The organism is Filimonas effusa, assembly GCF_004118675.1.
In the GTDB taxonomy this organism is placed as follows: domain Bacteria; phylum Bacteroidota; class Bacteroidia; order Chitinophagales; family Chitinophagaceae; genus Filimonas; species Filimonas effusa.
Map to the genome: position 1 here is coordinate 1,194,334 of NZ_SDHZ01000002.1, position 20,049 is coordinate 1,214,382.

Genomic DNA, 20,049 nt, shown 5'->3' on the forward strand with positions numbered 1-20,049 from the left:
GATCAGAAATTAATATGAACAGCCATTGTATAGGTTGGAGTGAGGTAAGTTTTTTCGTAGCTACCTGTGGCTACGCTATAGTTCTCCTTATTCATCGCCACGGTATATACATTGGAAGCCTGCGCACGGATCTCAAAATCAGACAAACCCATTTTTTTCAGGAACCTTGTTCTTCGGAAGCTATAGGCCACCGTGATATCACTAACAGTGATATAAGTGCCATTTTTAACAAACCTGTCTGAAGCTGCTAAATAGCTGTTATAACTAGAATATTTCAACGCTGGCATTACATCGGGAATATTTTCGTCGCCAGGTTTCCTCCAGAAATTATTCGCTCCTTCATAAGGACGCATAGCCGATGCCAATGGTAACGGCAGGCGTACACGAAAACCTCCGAAATAGTTGGCCATAACAAACACGTAGAAATTGCCGATATCCACCCTGTTACTAAGACCAAGATTATAAGGTGGAATAGTAGTACCTGCATAGTCTACATCATCAATCCCCTGATCGTCTACGTCGAAGTTTTTAGTCTTGCCTTCTTTATCATAGATCAGGGTAGCCCCCTTATCATCTACCCCCGCATAGCGGTACGTGAAAACACTTCCCACGGCATAACCTTCGAGATAGTTGGTCCTGTTATTAAGCGCATAGGTAAAAGATTTACTATTAGGAGGCACGTTTACATTGTATACTTTCAGAATCTTGCTCCTGTTATACGACAATACAAATCCTGTATTCCAATTAAATCCAGGACGGTTGATCCAGTCTGCATGCAAACCTATTTCAAGTCCGGTATTCCTTATGGAGCTTTGGTTGATGATAGCAGAGGTAACACCCCTGGTAGGATCAACCTGGTTCGAAGCCAGGATATCCATACTTTTCTTCATGTAGTAATCAATATTACCCGTGATATTCTTAAAGATCTTATAGTCGATACCGATATTCAGGTTATAAGTCCGCTCCCAGCGCAGCCTGCTATTGGCAGGGGAGTACAATTGCAGTGAGTTAAAAGTATTGTCAAAGGTATTGAGCACCGAAGACGCTATTACCTGTGGCAAAGCATTCTTAGCAATATTTCCGTTAAACCCAAGCGCTGCCCTCATTTTAATAGCATTCAGCCATTCCAGAGAGTTGACAAATTTCTCCTTATCGATATTCCATCCGGCGCCAATAGACCAAGAGGGTTTGTAACGATTTTTAGGATCGGAACCAAATAAGTTGGATTGATCGACACGTGCGCTACCCGTTAAGGAGTATTTATTTTTAAAGGAGTAAACGGCATTGGCATAGCCAGATACAAAGCGATCTTCGGTGTATTGCTGCGCGAACAGTCCACTATAGGATAGGGGTGCATTATTTTTATGATACGCCGATACAAAGCTGGTTTGTATCACACTATAGTTAACGGCTCTTTGCAAAAGCGTTTGATCGCTATAGCCAAAATAGCTGGAAGTTCCGCCTTTGCTTACTACACGCCTGATTTCTGTACCCGCTATCAGATTCAGAGAATGATCGCTTGTAATCTGCTTATTATAATTCAGCTGGGCACGCGCTGTATAACTTTCTGTACTGGAATGAGTTTGTTGTAGGAAATCGCCTTTCGGAATATTATATACCAGGCCAGTAGTACCCGTTTGTGTATAGTAATTGACATATTGCCTTACTTCCACTGCATTTTCGTTGGCAAGGTGCCGTTTTTCGGCCCGGGAAGTTTCGTAGACTCCACCAATATTGGCATTAAGGCCATTACCTATATCGTACCTGAAATTAACTGTAAAGCGGTTTGTTATCGTATTGGTTTTATTGCTCACCAGGTTCAATTCATTCAAAGGATAATGCAGGTTATCCAGCAACCCATTCGCCATCAGCATATCATTAAGTTCAGGCATCATGTTAGACCCTGAAAACACAGGGAGTGCGTTGCCATTATCATCCTGCAAGCGCTCATAAGGGTACAGGCTGGAAATGCCAATAACGGGAACCGCTTTCTCCCTCGACTCCTGGAAATTTGTGGTGAGTTCCAGCGACAGGCGTTTAGACATCCTGAGGTTGGTGCGTGCATTAAGACCAAACCGGCTATTGCCATTTTTTACTTTCGACAAATCACTTTGATTGAACTGGGCAGTAATGAAATAAGTAGCATTTTCATTACCACCTGAGATATCGAGGTTATGTGTTTGGGTAGTGGCATTTTGCAGGAACAGGCGACCATATTCATTGGTGTTGTTGTGCAGCTTCAATGCTTCCAGCTGGCTATTGGCCTCTTCCGCAGTGATAAGCCCCGCGGCTTTTTTTGCCAGAACAACGTATGGCGGGGGATAAGTAAAAATACTGCCTGCAGACAAATTGGTCATTAACATCCAGGCCGTGGCGCCAATATTGGCGTTGCTTTCCTTGATGTATTCAATAGTGGTGTTGGAGCCATCTTTATCCCAACGGTAACGATCATAGTTTTCCTTAGGCGTTATGCTGAATGTGGTACGGTAGGCGATATTGGGTTTTCCCAGTTTTGCTTTTTTACGTTCTATCACTATTACGCCGTTCGAAGCTCTCACCCCATAAATAGTGGCCGCAGCAGCATCTCTTAAAACGGTAACAGATTCAATTTCGTTGGGATTAATGGTTGCCAGGGACAACTCGGTAGGAAAGCCGTCAATCACAATAAGCGGTTGTTTACTGCCATTAATAGTAGAGATGCCCCTGATCTGGAACAAGCTGTTGCCTTCGAATTCAATATCATTATTGATCATCAGGCCGGGTATCCTGCTTTGCAGGCCAGCGAGAAAATCGGTGGTATTGATACGGCTATCATATTCTTTATGCGACATGATGCTGACGCTGCCTGTACTCTGTTCCGGCCTGATCCGCTGGTAGCCTGTATTCACCTGTATCGCGACTTCATTAAGCTGGGTTACTTTTATCCGTGCTGTAATACTGATGCGTGTTCTGCCGCTGAGGCTTATCTCCTGTTTTTCAATGGCGACACCATTAATTATAAGCACGGCATCTTCCGCTACAGCAGACAGTTCAAACGATCCATCGTCGTCCGTAGAGGTTACTATTTTAGTACCTTTTACAGAAACGTATATTCCAGCGAGGGCGTTTCCGAGGCTATCGACAATTTTTCCTTTTATATTTTTGGGCGGCAATAACGCCAGCTCTCTAAGAACAGCTTCTTCTTTTTTCCTGAGGAGTATTTCATTGTTATTTACAACAAAGCTAACCGGCAATCCTTCCAGGCATATGCTCAATGCCTCGTTGATTGATTTGTCTTTTACATTAACGGATAGCTTAGGTAAATTAACAAGCAGGCTACGATTAAAATTGAAGCCATAACCTGTTTGCGCTTCAATAGACCGAAGGATTTTTTCCAGGGGAACATTTTTTTCATGAAGGGTAACTGTTTGACTGAGGACACCGGCCCGGACCGATGCCACCATGAAAAACAGCATGGTGCACAAGAGCTTTAATCGCATAAGAAGTTGTTGGGGCGTCACCTGTGTGCAGGTTTTGCCGGGTACAAGTAAAGACATACTTTCGTACTAGTTTTGGTTAAATGATAAAATGATGTTGCAGTCATGAATCTTCCGAAACATTCGCCGTTCCGGAGCCTAACCCGGAGCGGCTTTTTTTCGAAAAATTATTTAGGGTTGAATCATAAGACGTTTATCTTTTAGTTGAAATTTAATGCCGTTATTTTTTAGTATTTCCAATGTCCGCAGCAAGCTTTGCGAGCGCGAGTAGTTTACCCATATCATTTGCTGCTGCAATTCTCTTTCATACACCACTTCTATATCATACCACCTCGCAATAATTTTCAGGAAATCCGGAACAGAGATGGACCGGAATAGAAAGCGATCGTCTTTCCACGCAATGGCTTCTTCAATATCCGCCGGGTTAATATTTATGCTGCCTGCTTCAGCCATTATGGCCTGCTGGCCCGGCTGAAGTTGTTTTAGCGCCCCCTCGCGCCCAACAACTACAGCGCCCTGAACCAGCGTTGTTTTTACAATTCCGTCTTCTTTATAGGCAGATATATTGAATCCTGTTCCTAGCACTTTCACAATACAACCTTCGGCATCGACTTTAAAAGGCTGGCTTTTATTAGCAGCGACTTCAAAATAGGCTTCTCCTTTCAAGGACACCTGGCGTTCCGATCCGCTGAATATTGCCGGATAACGCAGTTCAGACGCAGCGTTCAACCATACTTTGGAGCCATCCGGCAAGACGAGCCTGAATTGCCGGCCGCGTGGCGTAGACAGTATATTTACAGGAACCGCACCGGCCTGTGCGTTTGCCGATACGGTGTAGGAGAGTTCATTATTATATAAGACCAGGCTGGTTTCATCTTCCAGGGCAATGCGGCCATTACCCATGCTATCCAGCACCAGCCGACGGCCATCGGATAAGGTTAAGACAGCCCCCTCATGCCCCGGCGCAATATCATGCTGCAACTTAGTTCCAGCGACGGCACCATCCGGAGCTTTATACCACCACCAGGCACCTATGGACAGTACTATAACTGCGGCAGCAGCCCACCAGAAACTACTCAGTCTTACTACCGTTACTTTCTTCGATTTGCTTCTATTATCATCCCCCATCAGCTGTTGCAACCTGGCCCAGCCAGACTCCATATTCAGCTTATAGTGCTCCCTTTCCAGGACTGCATCCCTGAGCCACAGTTCATCGTTGAGCAGGGATAAGACTTCGCGGTTATCTATGGCAGCATTCTTCCAGGCATCAAGCACCTGTTGCTGTTCAGCGGAAAGCACCTCTCCCTGGCGATATAAACGGATGATATGTAAAATAGATTCGTCCACAGTTACTCCTATATAACTGGCAAGCAATCCTGTTGTGACAAAAAAGTTTAGTTTTTTTTCAGGCTCCTATCGCATCTTCTCAAAGATGATATAAAAAAGCAGCAACCTTTCCAGGTTACCTCTGACAACACGGCTGCGGAGCATACTAATGGCACGCTCTTTCCGCTTCCTCACATTGTCAGTAGTCAGCTGCAGAATATCGGCGGTCTCCTGGATACTGCGTTCCTGAAGGAAAAGAAGCGTAATCACCTCCCTGTATTTCTCGTCCAGGTTTTCAATTTCGCAATGAATTTCCTGGACCATTTCGGAGAGCATCATCCGACTATCGGCCCAAACCTCACGTTCTGCTGTTGTTTTGCTGATAGCATCATGGTGTCGTGCATGTACAGATTGCTGTTCCAGCCAGGTAAGGCAGGCGTTCCTGACTGTTTTATAAAGAAAGGAGCGAACGGCATGAAATGAATTGAACTGAGAACGCCGCTCCCAATACCTAGCAAAGGCGACTATTACATAATCTTCGGCCTGGGCCTGGTTGTCAATAAGTTTCATGGCAAAAAATACCATCGCCTGGTAATATTGCTGGTAAAGATCGCGCAGGGCAATTTCGTCGCCTTCTGCGATACGGCTGATCAGGGATTCATTGATATGGGGAACACCGGCAGTCAAGGGGCATCATGCTGTAAGCCGCTAAAATACGCAGAAACATCTAGGTCACACACATTTAGGCAGCTTTTGCAGTACTATACATACCTTTACGCAAAACTGCGTGATTGAGTAGTTCACTATCGGATATGGAGTTGTTGAGCAGGATGGCGGAAGGAGACGCCAATGCCTTCCAGAAACTTTTCTACCAGCATTGGGAGAAGATTTTTTCCATAGCGGTTATGTACACCAAATCGGAAGTGCTGGCAGAGGAACTGGTACAGGATATTTTTTTAAAAATATGGCTTCACCGCGAGAAAATACAGGACCAAAGTAATTTCCAGGGTTACCTGTTCATCACTGCACGGAATCATATATATAACAAACTAAGGATCAAATCGCAGGAAACAGAATACCGGCAGGAGCTGCACGCGCATTTTGCCGATTCCCGGGCTGCCGACGACCTGCTGATATTAAAGCAATCGCAGGAGCTTATTCACCAGGCAGTGGAAAGCCTTCCACCGCAGCAACGCAAAATATTTATCCTCAGCCGCTATGAAGGCCTTACCCTGGAAGAGATAGGTGCTCAAATGGGCATTTCACCGCTTACCGCCAGGGCACATATGCGCAAAGCGCTGGCTTCACTACGAAGCTTTCTTCAGCAACACTCCGGCGATCTTTCACTTGCCCCCGTACTTTATATTCTGCTCTCAAAATAAATTTTCAAACCGGCTACTCCCTCCTTCTTTTTTCCGTGTTTTTATAGTTAGTAAGGCAACTGACGAAGCCAAAACATTACCGAAAACTGCTTTTATATAATGCCAACGGAAGAGAGAACACAATATTTAATTCAGAGATACCTTTCGGACGAGCTTTCCGGGCAGGAATTAGACGAATTCCTGGATTGGGTAGCCAGCGGGTCAGGCGAGGAAACGCTGAAAACTTCCATAGATGCCAGTTTTGCATCAGGCGATTGGCCAGGGGTGGAGGATGATTCGCGGCGGCATACATTATTCCATCATGTTACAAAAAAAGGCCATATTGATATTAATGGCGGCCAGCCTAGACCTATTGTAAGACCTCTATACAGGACCTTACGTGTGGCAGCTGTGGTTTTATTGCTGCTGTCCGCTGCTTCTGTAACCTGGTACCTATTGCAAAATAATCATAGGCAGGAAAAATTGGCTGTAAGCCCAACTTCTCCCAATGCCCCCGTTATTTCGCCTGGCGGCAATAAAGCAACATTGACGCTTGCCGACGGCCAGGTGATTATTTTAGATACAGCAGCCAATGGCACGCTTGCCAACCAAGGCAACGTAAAGGTTAGTAAACTGGCGAACGGACAGTTATTATATAAAATTGAAGGAACAGCTACGGGCCAGCAGGTTCCTGTATGGCAAACGCTAAGTACTCCCAAAGGCGGGCAATATAAAGTGGTTTTACCCGATGGCAGCACTGCCGTACTAAACGCTGCAAGCTCTTTAAAATTTCCCTCCTATTTCTCCGGGAAAGAACGGCAGGTAAGTGTTACAGGAGAGGTTTATTTTGAAGTAGCCTCCAAACAGGGCACACACCCCTTTATAGTATCTGTCAACAACAGGCAGGGACACCCCCTGGCCAATGTTACTGTGCTTGGTACAGATTTCAATGTAATGGCATATGATGAAGAAGGATATTGGGCAACCACCCTGTTAAACGGAGCGGTTAAAGTAAAAACGCCATCAAAAGAAACAAAGCTAAAGCCCGGGCAGCAGCTACAGATATCCAATGCCAGCAAACGGGAACAGGTATTGGAAGGGAAGGACGAACAGGCGGTGGCCTGGGTGAAAGGTTATTTTCATTTCGACAAAGCGGATATACATGCTGTGATGCGTCAACTGGAGCGCTGGTATAACATCACTGTTGAATATGAAGCCGCTCCTGTTAAGAAGTTCAGTGGAACCATACCACGGGGCGTAAATGCAACAGAAGTATTAAAAATGCTGGAGCTTACGAATAACGTTCATTTCAGCATTGAGGGAACTGTTATTAAAGTAAATAATTAAAATATCATTATTCACCTTTAAACGGCAACAATTGATCTGAAAAAAGTAAAACTGTAATTGAGAAAAGCCCGTATAAAAACAGAACCGAAATGCTACCAACATTCCGGCTCCCAAGGGCAAATAAAAACCTGCTAAAGTCATTTTTTACCCAAAACAAATGTATGTGTTTAACTGCTTTGAACAAAAACAAGGGAGGAGCCTTCCCCTTGCTTACCAAAACATGGATGGTTATGAGGTTATCTTTTATATTAATGTTGGCCGGGAGCCTGCACGTGTATGCAGCCGGGTTTGGGCAAATGGTTTCACTGGAAGCGAAAAACACATCGCTGGAAAAGATCTTTACGGAGATCCGGAAACAAACCGGCCGTAATTTTCTCTATTCAGATGAAGACCTCGCACTCGCCGGGAAAGTAGATGTGTCACTGGTGAAAAAGCCTTTGACAGAAGCCCTCAATGCTTTGCTGGAAAATACGCCGCTATCGTACCAGATAGTAAACCAGGTAGTAGTCATTAAAAAGAAGGAAGTATCGTTAGGTTACCTGGCGCCGCCTCCTGCTGTTGTTATCAGCGGCAGAGTTGTTACAGACAAAGGTGAAGGAATTGCCGGCGCTTCTGTAGTAGAGGAAGGCACCAAAAACGGTACGGTCACCAGCACTTCCGGGGCTTTTACGCTGAGAGTAACCCGGACACCTGTAACACTGGTATTCATAAGTCTTGGCTATAAAAGGAAAGCCATCGAGAATGTAACCGGCGGCTCTTCTTTATCTATTGTTATGGAATCTGAAGCAGCGGATAGCCTTTCGGAGGTGGTAATTTCAAATGGTATGTTCAGCCGGAAGCTCTCCAGTTATACAGGTGCTGTTTCTACCTTTACTCAAAAACAGCTGGCTACGGTGTCCAATCAGAACGTATTAAAAGCGGTTGCTATTCTTGATCCTTCGTTCCAGATAGTAGACAACCTGAATGCGGGTTCTAATCCCAATACATTACCAGATATACAACTGAGAGGTCAAACAGGCATTGCTGATGTGCAAGGTACTTATACATCGAACCCCAATCTCCCGTTATTCATATTAGATGGTTTTGAGACCACACTCGAAAAGGTAAATGATATGAACATGAACCTAATTGCCAGCATCACCATTCTGAAAGATGCGTCTGCAAAAGCGATCTATGGTTCCAAAGCCGGTAATGGCGTTGTGGTAATTGAAACCAAGGCACCAACAAGCGGCCAGCTTCGTTTATCGTATTCCGGCAATTTTGATGTTACGGCACCGGATCTGAGTAGCTACAAGCTTACCAATAGCATGCAGAAAATAGAAGCAGAGGTTTTAGCTGGCAGATACAGCTCTCCCATTCCTTTAGTTGAAGCCGGACTGGTTGCTGAATATGCTCAAAACCTGCAAGCTGCATTAAGCGGCGTCAACACCTACTGGCTATCGCAACCGCTCCGTAATGCTATTGGCCAGCGGCATGGGTTGGTAATGGAAGGCGGAGAGGGAGGTTTGCGCTACTCTGCCAATATGAACTTTACCAATGTTGCCGGTGTGATGAAGGGATCGGACCGCAGGACCATTTCAGGTGGTGTAAACCTCATATACAGGAAGAACAAGGTACAATTCAGGAACAGCCTTACCATAGATAAAAATCATTCCCAGAACTCTCCTTACGGCAGCTTTACCAATTTCGCCCAGCTCAATCCTTACTGGAAAATGACGGATGAGAATGGTAACTATATAAAAACATATAATGTAGGATCGGCCACCCTGGTGGGCAATCCTATGTATGATGGTTCTCTGAATTCAAAGGATTATACTGCCTATACGAATATCATCGAGAACTTTTATGCCGACTGGGACGCAGCCAAAAACCTGAGGTTAACAGCACGTATCGGTTACAATGGCCAGATCAACGAATCGCACCAATTTATACCCGCCAGCAATTCGCGCTACGTTAATATATCTCCTACGCTGGATACTTATCTTGACAGAGGACAATATACACTCAGGAATGGCAAGCAAAACATGCTGAATGCCGATGTGCTAGCCAACTATGCTTTGAGCTTTGGCCTGCACCATCTTTATCTGAATGGCGCCTGGTCGTTGAACACCTCAACTATCAGCACCAACGGAATGACGATGGTAGGTTTCCCCAATGATAAAATGAATGATATTTCGTTCGGGCGCAGATATGCTGACGGGTCAAAAGCTGTTGGTACTGAGAATACGAGCCGCGCTATTGCCTTAACATCTGCGATCAGTTACTCTTACAATGAAAGGTACCTCGTTGATCTTTCTTACAGGGGGAATGCCAGTTCGCAATTTGGTGCGGATAAGAAGTGGGGCTTATTCTGGTCTGCCGGCCTGGGCTGGAATGTTCACAGGGAAGCGTTCATGAATGATCTTAATTGGGTAAACCTGTTAAAGTTCCGTGCTTCTACCGGCACTACCGGCACGCAGAACTTCAACTCTTACCAGTCACTGGCCACCTATCAATACATTACAGACCGTACCTATAACGGTGACATAGGGATAGACCTGATGGCATTGCCCAACCCAGCTTTACAATGGCAACAGGTTAAAGACAATAACTTTGGTGTAGACCTGGGTTTGTTTAACAAGCTGAGTCTGCGATTCGACTATTATATCAGGGATACTAAAGATCTGCTGAGTGATATGATCGTAGCTCCTTCCAATGGTTTCAGCACTTATAAGTCAAATATCGGAGAATCGAGGAACAAGGGTTTCCAGTTGGGATTAAATATGATACTGTATTCACAAAGCAGTACGAGAACCAATCTCAGCTTCTTTGCGAACCTTGCGCATAATACGAATAAGATCACTAAAGTATCCAACTCACTGGTACAGTTAAACAGGAAGCTTGATGCAAGAAAAGACTCTACCACTACCGGAGCAGCAGACCAGCGCAATCCTTCCACGAGGTATGAGCCTGGCCAGTCTATGAACGCGATCTGGGTTGTACAAAGCAAGGGCATTGACCCTGCCAACGGCAAGGAGATCTTTGTCAAGAAAGACGGATCACTTACGTACAACTGGTCTTCTGCGGATTATATTGTAGGAGGTGACGCCAACCCGTTGTATAACGGTACGTTTGGATTCAACTTCATGCACAAGGGCTTCACCGCCAACTTTGCTTTTGCCTACAGGTGGGGTGGTCAGCAATACAATACAACACTGGTAAGCCGTGTTGAAAACGCAGACTTTGCTTACAATGTAGACCTGAGGGCGCTTACCGAGCGATGGAAAAAACCAGGCGATCAATCGTTATACAAAGACATTGCCGTACACACCGATACCAAACCCACAACAAGGTTTGTACAGGACCTGAATGAACTGTTATTCTCTTCCGTAAGTGTGGGATATGATTTTGGGAATATGCGCTGGATAAGGCGTATGGGCGCCAGCCGTATGAATTTCATGATAAATATGAATGACCTGGGGCGCATCAGCTCCGTGAAAACGGAAAGAGGTTTGGATTATCCTTTCGCCAGAACTATTTCAGGCTCTTTACAAATCACTTTTTAATTGTAGCACATGAAACTGAAACATCTTCTAATATCTACTTTTCCTGTGTGGATGTTCACTGCATCCTGCAACAAGTTCCTGGACGTAAAGCCCAAGACACAGATCGACGGCAATGATGTATTCAAAGACGAACAGGGTTATATAGATGCGCTCACCGGCGTGTACCTGAACCTGAACGCCGATAAACTCTATGGCAAGGAGCTGACATTCGGCTTTGTAGAGGTGATAGGCAAGCAGCATACTACGATCACCGCCACTTCCCAGGAGTATTATTATCCTTCGATATATGATTACCTGAACACTGCATCGCGCAGTAAAACAGATGGCATCTACGGCGGTATGTACAATGCCATTGCAGAAGACAACAATATCATCAGCCATCTCAATGCCGACGGGCCTACCAAATTTACCGGTGTCAACTACAGGGTCATCCGCGGCGAGGCTTATGCCTTAAGGGCGTTGATGCATTTTGATCTGCTACGGTTATTTGGTCCTTCGCCTGTTGCTACGGATGCAGCAACCGTTAAGGCTATTCCTTATTTCGAACAACTGACGGTATCGGCACCTGCGCGATTAACAACGGCCGATGTACTGAAAAAAGTGATTTCAGATCTCAGCAGCGCTGAAGCAGATCTCCAGGATATTGATCCTGTAAGTCCTGCCAGCACTACACCTTCTACCAATTCCGGTTTCCTCAGGAGCAGGGGGCTTAAGATGAACTACTATGCAGTGAAGGCGTTGCAGGCAAGGGTATATTTATATGCCGGCGATAAAGAGAAAGCCCTGGCGGCCGCAAGGTCAGTGATCAACAGCAAAGTGTACACATTCGCTCCGAAATCGACTGTAACAGCAGGAAACAGGCTATTTAGCCAGGAGCTGATCTTCTCCATTCCCAAATCGGATATGACCACTGTTATCACCAACTACTTTACCCCTCCTGCCATTGGCGCGGGAATCGGTAATGTACTTACCAAGTCTGATGCAGAGTATTCGCAGGTTTACGAGTCGTCTACCGATATCCGGTATTCGCAGCTTACCGGGTACGACGCCAACACACGTATCAGGTATTCCACCAAGCTTTCACAGACAACGGAAACGGCGAGGATACCCATGTTCCGCATGTCGGAGCTATACTATATCGCTGCCGAATGCCTGATGGATTCCAATCCTCAGGATGCTCTCAACTACCTGTCGGCAGTTCGTGTAGCCAGAGATGTTCCTGCTTTATCAAATACACTGACACCGGCACAGATCAGGACTGAAATATTCAAGGAGTACCAGAAAGAGCTGTACTGCGAGGGACAACTGTTCTACTACTACAAACGGCTGAATTCCGCTACGATCAACGGCGCAACTGTTGGCAAAGCGCAATATGTATTACCCTTACCCGATGATGAAACAGAATATGGCAACGGTGGTAATTAATGAACACAAAACCAACTAAAATGAAACTGCATTCTATCAAACTATTATACCTGCTGATCGCCGTAATGGGATTGGCTTCCTGTTCAAAAGAAATCGGCAGCTATAATGATGAGCCAAGAGTTTATTTCTTTGAGCGCGGCAAGGACCTTAATCAAACCCGTATCACATTCCGTTCCTTCAGTTTTCTTACCTACCCTTCGAATGTGGTAACAGATACTGCGCTGATAAAGGTGAAGATCATGGGCAATACCAGTTCACATAACCGTGTAGTGCGTGGGCGTACCATTGCTACCGGCACTACTGCCACAGAGGGTGTACACTATGATTTCGTGAATGGCGTAATACCTGCAGACTCCATCTGGGGATATCTGCCGGTGGTGTTACGCAGGACCAGTGATATACGCACCAAAAGCATAACTCTGAATGTAGGCATCGCCGCCACACAGGATTTTAAACCAGGGGTAGTAGAAGACAGCACATTCACACTTACCTGGAGCGAGAACGTGGTGAAGCCTTCGAACTGGGATGGCATTATTTCGCTCGGCTATTATTTCGGGACCTATAGTGATGTTAAATGGCGCTTTATTATACTCACTACCGGCGTACAAAGTTTTCCGCTGCAACAAAGCGCAAGGGTACCGCCAGCACCGGGAGAATATTCTTCAGCTGCCATGCTGGACATAAACAGGGTAATGAAAGCAGCGCTGGCGCAATATAACGCCACTCATACTCCGGCTCTGACAGATGAATCCGGCAACCTGGTGACGTTTCCTCTGTAGTGTATTATTCATCATTAACTAGTAACATGAAAATAGCTTTTAAACATATCATCGCGGGTTTCGCAGGTTTATTGCTGCTGAACGCCTGTAAAAAAGATCTGGGCAATTATTCTTATACCAGTGTACCGGTGCCTGTTATAGACACTACAGGCATAGGCGGCGCCAGGTTTGTGGAAAGGTACGGCACGCTGGATATCAATCCAACGATCAACTATAAGAATGAAGGTGCGCTTAAATACCAGTGGACGATGCACCAGTTCGTTGCGGGAAGCAGCGGCCCTACGATACCTTCGCGTGTATTATCAACAAGCCGTCATTTATCGGCCTTAATAACAGAAACGGTAGGCGAGTACCGCCTTGAGCTGCTGGTTACTGATACTGCCAATGCATTAAAAGCGAACATCCTGTTCACAGTAACCGTTTCAGCAGGTCTTGAATATGGCGTTATGGTGCTTCATGGCACGGCAGATTCTTCTGATATAGATTTCATAGTTACAGCGAATGCTATACCTGTGGCGGGCATTAACCCACGCAGGCTGCGTGGTCTTTATAAAGCTTCCACAGGCACCAAGTTTCCCGGAGCGCCAAGATTTGTAAGCCAGGAGCGCCGTTCGTTCAGTACTCAAAACTGGATAACACTTGGCAGCGACAAACATCTCTCACGTGTAAGCGGTTCTGATTTCACCTTACTGAGAGCAGACAAGCAATATTTCCGCAGAGCAGACGCAGTGATTGCTCCCGAGGCATTAGGATTCTTAGCCAATTCCTATACAGCGCTCATCAACGACGGCAAACTTCATATTTACAACACGACCTATGAGGTAGATGGCTTATTTGGCGGCCCAATTGACGGGGATTATAAACTGGCACCATATGTGGCTTATCAATCGGCATCTTCGGTACTTGCCGCGGTGTACGACCAAAAATACGGCAGGTTCCTGCGTCCTTCGGGCATGGGTGGTTTTATGGTTGACTTTACCGTTGCCCCGGCGAACACCAATGCGCCTTTCAATCACAGGCAAATAGGCAAGGATATGCTATTCATGGATCGTGGGTTTAGCGGCAACACACATTCTTTCTTTAAAGACCGTACCGGGAACGGCTATTGGTTATATATCAGCAATTTCAATAAGACCGATGACGGCACACTTGCTATTGCTGCTTATGATATGACCAACCTGCCGGAAATAGCGTCTGCCAAATACTTCCAGACAAGTGAACTGGGTTATATAGATTTTTATGCTACTGACCGTAAGGTGTATGCTTATAACTATCAGGGCAGCAATACAGCCACACTGGCCCTTGACAACATTCCTTCGGGTGAAACGATCACCTGTATGCGGTTGTTCAAACCCAGGCCCAACTACAACCTGACGACATCTGATGGCGCCGTGCTTTACATTGCCACATGGAATGGCACACAGGGTAAAGTGTATGAATACATGGTGAATGGAAACAGTGGCCAGATCACCACTCCTGCGGCGCAGGTCTTCGAAGGCTTTGATAAAGTAGCGGATATAAGTGCGAAGGGAAGAGGCAGCGGAACTTATTAAGATAACCTACAGATAAAATTAAATGAGTACAAAAAAATGGATGATCCCGGCATTGGCTGCTGCATTTACAGCAACCAATGCCAATGCCCAGGGTATTGTAAAGTATACGCCTGCGCGGGTAACGGGTGGAGATTCAGTTTCTATTTATTACAACCCGGAGAATAGCATTTTAAAAGGACTTGCTCCGGTAACAGGTGTTATATATCTATACCGGAATAATGACTGGGAGGCGCATGATCTTTCTATGCGAATGACAGATTCCGGATGGATAGCGCGTTACCTGGTGCCTGTTGGGACTACATTGGTGATCCCGAATTTCAGTGCCAATGGCAAAACAGATAAAGGCGGTGTAACAACTTATGCCAGTGTTGCTTTTGACAAGAGCGGGCGCCAGATGCCTATGTCGCTGGCGGCATGGGGTTTCCTGAGAACACCTGTATTAAAAGAGCAGACTCCGCCGGCAAGGACGGATTCAGCAGTTATTAAACCAGAGGTAAGCCTGTTCTGGATGAATAATGAACTGCGTGATCACCCGGAAAGCAGGCGTAAGATCTTTTTCAACGCAATGGCCATTCTTCAAAAGGCCAATCCGGGAAAACTGGATAGTATACTGCCTCGTGAGATCAAATTTATCTCCAGTCTTCCGGATGCAACAGAGCAGGAATTAATGGATATAAGCAAGGCATATCGCCGGTTGATGGGAAAGCCTGCATTGGCTGATTCGATGGATAAGGTGATCATGGCAAAATTCCCCAACGGTGTTACTGCGAGGGATAAAGAGATATACAAGATATTCCGGGCAACCCAGCAGGAAAGAGCTGAGCTATGGAACAGTTTTGTACAAAGGTTTCCGCTGGACTCTTTCAGGAATGTAAATACTGAGGCAGAACAGATGTGGTACGATAAAAACTATCGTGCTGTGGTGTATAGCGAAATGATCAATAAAAATTATGCCTTCCTGAAAAAAATGATCCCGGCTGCGCCACTTACCAGTCAGACTGAATTTCATCGCCTGCTGGTGATGGGGCCTTATGAGCATGGAGAGGTTACGGCCGATTTTATTTTACCTTATTCTAAAATGCTGGTAGAGCATATTGAATACAGGAGCCTGCATAAAGATGGAGCGGAAAGCAGGTTTTACGCGCCATCGCAATGGGAGCAATTCGTACTGGGGTGTGCAACACCGGCTTTTTTTGGACATGCCAGCCTGCTTCATCAAGTTGGTAAAGACAAGGAGTCGCTGGTTTGGGTGGAAAAGGTCAAGGGACAACCAGCTGCGCAAAATGCTGCTTTCCAGGGTTTGTATGCTATACTGCTGGAAAACAACGGCAGGCATAGTGATGCCATACAAGTAGTGGAAAACAGTGTAGCACTTAACAGCGTGACTCCGGAGGCCATTGAACTTCTGAAAAAGGAATATATTAAGAAGAATGGTTCGGACAAAGGATTTGAGGCTTATTTCAATGGTTTGAAGAATGAAGATAAGCTTAATGAACAACGTGCTCATATACGCCAGCAGATGCTCAACAAAGTTGCTCCTGGCTTTAAGCTGGAGCAGTTAAAAGGCGGGTTTGCCGACTTGTCTCGTATGAAGGGGCATATTGTAGTGATAGATTTCTGGGCTACCTGGTGCGGGCCTTGTAAAGCTGCATTACCTGGTATGCAAATGGCTGTGAACAAATATGCCAAAGATGACAAGGTTGATTTCTTCTTTGTTGCCACGCAGGAAACAAAGCCTGATTATAAGGAGCAGATCAAAGCGTTCCTGAAGGCCAATAACTATAACCTAAATGTGCTGTATGATGGCAAAAGCGCTAATGGCCATTTAGACCAGGCTTATAGTAAATATGCCAGCACCGTACACTCCAGTGGCATTCCGGCGAAGTTTATCATAGACGGCAAGGGACAGATCCGTTGGTACTCTGCCGGGTATTTTGGAAGTCCGAGTGCATTAGCCGATGAGATCAGCTATATCATTGAATTATTAAAGAAAGAAGGATAATGAAGTTTTTTTTATCTCTATTCTCATGTGTAATATGGATCATGCCTGACTGTAAAAGTCAGGCATTCTTTTCTGCTGCCGCTAAGGTGCACGACACTACGGCTTTTAAAGCAGACTCTGTCATATTTACCAGGGACAGCCTGCATTTTGGCGCCACCATTAGCTGGCCTGCCAACAGGGAGGCCTGTCCGGGTATTGTGTTGGTATCCGGGACGGGGCAGCAAAACAGGGATGGGCTCATGGCAGGGCATCCGGTTTTCAAAGAGCTGGCTGCATTTCTTAACGGTATTGGGTTTGCGGTTTTAAGAATGGATGACCGTGGTGTTGGGCAAACCAATGGTGTTTATGAAACTGCCACTACTGCAGATTTTGCAGCTGATGCTTTGGTTGCAGCAGCTTTTCTGAAACATCAGAAGGGTATTACCAAGGTAGGGCTGATGGGGCATAGTGAAGGAGGTGCGGCTGTTTGCATAGCGGCGGCGCAAAGCAAGGAGCCTGCTTTTATCGTGAGCCTGGCGGGACTAGCTGCGCCTGGACTGGAGGCATTAAAAGCGCAGAACAGGGCGATAGTAGACGGCACAGCAGGGATATCCGATTCGAAGCGTATGCGATTGAATATGCTTAATGACAGTGTGTTCACTACCATTGCGCAGCATGTAAGCGATAGTGACAGCGGGATGATACGGGCGGTAAGGGGTACTTATGAGCGCTGGAAACTTAAGGATAATGCTATGCTGAAACCAGACTCCAATGCTTTCCGGGAGCGGATCTATTTTCCGATAGACCGGTTTTCGATACAGGCGGCGGGGAGGTGGTTCCGCTTTCATATTGCTTATCACCCGGCAGCTTATATGCCTGCTATAAAAGTTCCTGTGCTGGCCATCAACGGGGATAAGGATATTATGGTCCCTGCTTCGGTGCATTTGCCTTATTTCCAAAAATATACAGGCAAAGGTATTCTTACTACCGTGGTTATTTCGCAGATGAATCATTTGTTACAGGAGTGTGTGAGCTGTAAGCCGGATGAATATGCCAAGCCAACGCAGCATCTCCATCCTCAACTGTTGGCGGCATTGGGGAACTGGCTGCTTTTGCAAAAACGATAACTTACCAGTTCGGTCCTTATAATTCATTTTGATAGAGAACTGCTATAGCGGCAGTTCTCTATTGTTATTTGTTGTCATATAAGTGAAAAAGCCTGATCACGTGAAAATCAGGAAATGTATTGTAGTTTGCAGATGAAAATCAAAGTGAAAATATCCTGGTTTCTGATCAAACATATGTTGAGAAAGCTTTATTTGTGCGCGTAGCGGATGGTGATGAGACTGCATTCCGGGAGCTCTTCCATTATTACAATAAGCAGCTTCTTCCCTTTATAGCCAAACTGGTAACGCCTCCACAGGAGCCTTCCGAAGTATTGCAGGAGGTGTTTTTTAAGATATGGATGTATCGTGAGCGGCTTAGGAATGTTGAAAATCCGAAGGCATATATCGTAAGGATCGTATCGAACGAGGCGAATAATTACCTGCGCTCCGTAGCCAGGCAAAACCGGCTGATACTGAAGGCCCAACAACAAAGGGAGCATACGCCCCTGACGCCCGAAGAGGAAATGGCCCTTAAAGAAACAGCCAAACTGGTAGCGAGGGCTATCGACCATCTTACACCGGCCTGCAAGCAGGTATACCTGTTGAGCAGGGAACAACATATGTCTATCCCGGAGATTGCCGCTCATCTCCAGCTAAGTGAAAGCACTGTCAAAAACCAGTTGGTAAAGGCGCTGAAAGATATCCGCAGTTATATAAAACGTAACGGTTTGTCTACTTTCTTCTCTTTCCCCATAATTTTCTAAACTTTTTTTCACGAGACGTAGTCCTTATTTCCAAAACTACTGTCTTGAAATATCCGTACGGTATCATAAGCCCGTATATACTACTATCAGCACAAAAAGAGCCGTTCTCGATGAAGAATGAGAGAATATATTATTTATTAAATGGATATCTGAACAGTGCGCTTACGCCTCTGGAAACGGAGGAATTGCAACTGTTATTACTTGAAGACAATACTGCGCTTCAGGTGAAAGAGGGTTTTCCGTCTATAATAGATGGCTATGCGGCAGCAGCTGATTACCGGTCTGAAGAATGGGATCCTATAGCGGATCACATTCTTAGCGAAAGCAGGGGGATAGTTTTACCGGTTTTACCAACAAGGCCTAAAAGGCGTACCCGTTTGTTGCGGACATGGACATTGATAGCAGCGGTATTTGTTTGCATGGTTGCGGGGACCTATGTATGGTTACGTTATTCCGGTTCCGGTAGCGGGAACAGGCAGGCGAAACGCCAGCAGCCCCGTTTTCCGGGTATTACCCCGGGTAAGGAAGGGGCGGTGCTTACGCTGGCCGATGGATCGCAGGTGGTACTTGATAGTGTTGGCAACAGTGTGGTAGCCTCACAACAAGGGACAGCAGTGGTAATGAAGAACGGGCAGCTATCATATGGAGGTGCTGCAACAGGGGAGCAGGTTTATAACACCGTTACCACGCCCAAGGGACGTCAGTTCAGATTAAGGTTGGCCGATGGTACGCAGGTATGGTTAAATGCAGCCAGTTCGCTGCATTTTCCGGCGGCCTTTGCCGGTAAAGAGCGGAAAGTGGAGGTAACGGGTGAAGTATATTTTGAAGTGGCAGACAATGCGTCTATGCCTTTCAGGGTAATGACCAAGGAGCGGGCAGAGATACATGTGCTGGGCACGGCGTTCAATGTGAATGCTTACGAAGATGAAGCGGCGACAAAGGTGACATTAGTTGGCGGCGCAATACAGGTAAGTAATGGTATGGCTCAAAAGTTATTGCAACCGGGGCAGCAGGCTACACTTGCAGAAGGGAAAACAGTGGTAACGGAGGTAGACGTTGAGAAAGTAGTGGCCTGGAAGAACGGCGTGTTCTCGTTTGGCAAGGAGGTAAGCCTGGAAGATGTTATGCGCCAGGTTGCACGCTGGTATGATATAGAAGTAAAATATGAGGGCAATATCAACCGCCGGCAGTTCGGCGGAAAAATAAACAGGGCCGCAGACATAGAAAAAGTCCTGGAAGTTTTAGAAGAAAGCGGTATTCGATACCGGATCAACGGAAGAGAGATCACTATCATGCCTTAGGGCAAACGAACTGGTTAGTCCTGAAATAAAAACCGGGCAGTGTTGCAGCACCACCCGGCGAAGATGTTCGATTAACCATATAAAC

At 45.9% G+C, this 20,049-nt stretch carries 13 protein-coding genes; 10 read left to right on the forward strand and 3 right to left on the reverse strand.

Going from position 1 to position 20,049, the window contains the following annotated elements:
- Positions 1-2: 2 nt before the first annotated feature.
- The 3 genes from ESB13_RS16115 to ESB13_RS16125 form a co-directional block, all read right to left on the reverse strand.
- On the reverse strand, positions 3-3,536 hold the full coding sequence (locus ESB13_RS16115; protein WP_129004660.1) for a SusC/RagA family TonB-linked outer membrane protein: 3,534 nt from the start codon (positions 3,534-3,536) through the stop codon (positions 3-5).
- A gap of 111 nt (positions 3,537-3,647) precedes the next feature.
- Positions 3,648-4,823 (reverse strand): FecR family protein, encoded by a 1,176-nt coding sequence (locus tag ESB13_RS16120; protein WP_129004661.1) that lies wholly within the window; start codon positions 4,821-4,823, stop codon positions 3,648-3,650.
- 66 nt (positions 4,824-4,889) lie between these two features.
- Positions 4,890-5,489, reverse strand: a complete 600-nt coding sequence (locus tag ESB13_RS16125) for an RNA polymerase sigma factor (protein ID WP_129004662.1) — start codon at positions 5,487-5,489, stop codon at positions 4,890-4,892.
- Positions 5,490-5,593: 104 nt separating this feature from the next.
- Here ESB13_RS16125 and ESB13_RS16130 point away from each other — a divergent pair, with 104 nt between their 5' ends.
- The 10 genes from ESB13_RS16130 to ESB13_RS16175 all read left to right on the forward strand — a co-directional run bounded on the left by ESB13_RS16130 (position 5,594) and on the right by ESB13_RS16175 (position 19,964).
- Positions 5,594-6,184, forward strand: coding sequence for an RNA polymerase sigma factor (locus ESB13_RS16130; RefSeq protein ID WP_129004663.1), 591 nt, complete (start codon positions 5,594-5,596; stop codon positions 6,182-6,184).
- A gap of 99 nt (positions 6,185-6,283) precedes the next feature.
- On the forward strand, positions 6,284-7,510 hold the full coding sequence (locus ESB13_RS16135) for a FecR family protein (RefSeq protein WP_129004664.1): 1,227 nt from the start codon (positions 6,284-6,286) through the stop codon (positions 7,508-7,510).
- Positions 7,511-7,740: 230 nt separating this feature from the next.
- On the forward strand, positions 7,741-11,055 hold the full coding sequence (locus tag ESB13_RS16140; RefSeq protein WP_164974237.1) for a SusC/RagA family TonB-linked outer membrane protein: 3,315 nt from the start codon (positions 7,741-7,743) through the stop codon (positions 11,053-11,055).
- 9 nt (positions 11,056-11,064) lie between these two features.
- Complete coding sequence (locus ESB13_RS16145) at positions 11,065-12,480, forward strand: RagB/SusD family nutrient uptake outer membrane protein (protein WP_129004666.1); 1,416 nt, start codon at positions 11,065-11,067, stop codon at positions 12,478-12,480.
- Between the two features lie 20 nt (positions 12,481-12,500).
- Complete coding sequence (locus ESB13_RS16150; protein ID WP_164974238.1) at positions 12,501-13,259, forward strand: DUF4843 domain-containing protein; 759 nt, start codon at positions 12,501-12,503, stop codon at positions 13,257-13,259.
- A 26-nt stretch (positions 13,260-13,285) separates the two neighbouring features.
- Positions 13,286-14,812 carry a PKD-like family lipoprotein gene (locus tag ESB13_RS16155; RefSeq protein ID WP_129004668.1) on the forward strand — a complete coding sequence of 509 codons (1,527 nt, stop codon included), beginning with the start codon at positions 13,286-13,288 and terminating at the stop codon, positions 14,810-14,812.
- Positions 14,813-14,834: 22 nt separating this feature from the next.
- On the forward strand, positions 14,835-16,814 hold the full coding sequence (locus ESB13_RS16160; RefSeq protein WP_129004669.1) for a TlpA disulfide reductase family protein: 1,980 nt from the start codon (positions 14,835-14,837) through the stop codon (positions 16,812-16,814).
- A gap of 41 nt (positions 16,815-16,855) precedes the next feature.
- A complete protein-coding gene (locus tag ESB13_RS16165; protein ID WP_164974239.1) occupies positions 16,856-17,920 on the forward strand; it encodes an alpha/beta fold hydrolase in 1,065 nt (354 codons plus the stop codon).
- A gap of 194 nt (positions 17,921-18,114) precedes the next feature.
- Entirely contained in the window at positions 18,115-18,663 is a 549-nt protein-coding gene (locus ESB13_RS16170) for an RNA polymerase sigma factor (protein ID WP_164974240.1), read from the forward strand.
- 110 nt (positions 18,664-18,773) lie between these two features.
- Entirely contained in the window at positions 18,774-19,964 is a 1,191-nt protein-coding gene (locus ESB13_RS16175; RefSeq protein WP_129004672.1) for a FecR family protein, read from the forward strand.
- The last annotated feature ends 85 nt before the right edge of the window (positions 19,965-20,049 follow it).

What these genes read in the sequence shown, in the direction of transcription:
- ESB13_RS16175 (WP_129004672.1), top strand. Translation starts at nt 18,774, where the DNA reads ATGAAGAATGAGAGAATATATTATTTATTAAATGGATATCTGAACAGT.
- ESB13_RS16165 (WP_164974239.1), top strand. Translation starts at nt 16,856, where the DNA reads ATGCCTGACTGTAAAAGTCAGGCATTCTTTTCTGCTGCCGCTAAGGTG.
- ESB13_RS16160 (WP_129004669.1), top strand. Translation starts at nt 14,835, where the DNA reads ATGAGTACAAAAAAATGGATGATCCCGGCATTGGCTGCTGCATTTACA.
- ESB13_RS16155 (WP_129004668.1), top strand. Translation starts at nt 13,286, where the DNA reads ATGAAAATAGCTTTTAAACATATCATCGCGGGTTTCGCAGGTTTATTG.
- ESB13_RS16145 (WP_129004666.1), top strand. Translation starts at nt 11,065, where the DNA reads ATGAAACTGAAACATCTTCTAATATCTACTTTTCCTGTGTGGATGTTC.
- ESB13_RS16115 (WP_129004660.1), bottom strand. Translation starts at nt 3,536, where the DNA reads ATGTCTTTACTTGTACCCGGCAAAACCTGCACACAGGTGACGCCCCAA.
- ESB13_RS16135 (WP_129004664.1), top strand. Translation starts at nt 6,284, where the DNA reads ATGCCAACGGAAGAGAGAACACAATATTTAATTCAGAGATACCTTTCG.
- ESB13_RS16150 (WP_164974238.1), top strand. Translation starts at nt 12,501, where the DNA reads ATGAAACTGCATTCTATCAAACTATTATACCTGCTGATCGCCGTAATG.
- ESB13_RS16140 (WP_164974237.1), top strand. Translation starts at nt 7,741, where the DNA reads ATGAGGTTATCTTTTATATTAATGTTGGCCGGGAGCCTGCACGTGTAT.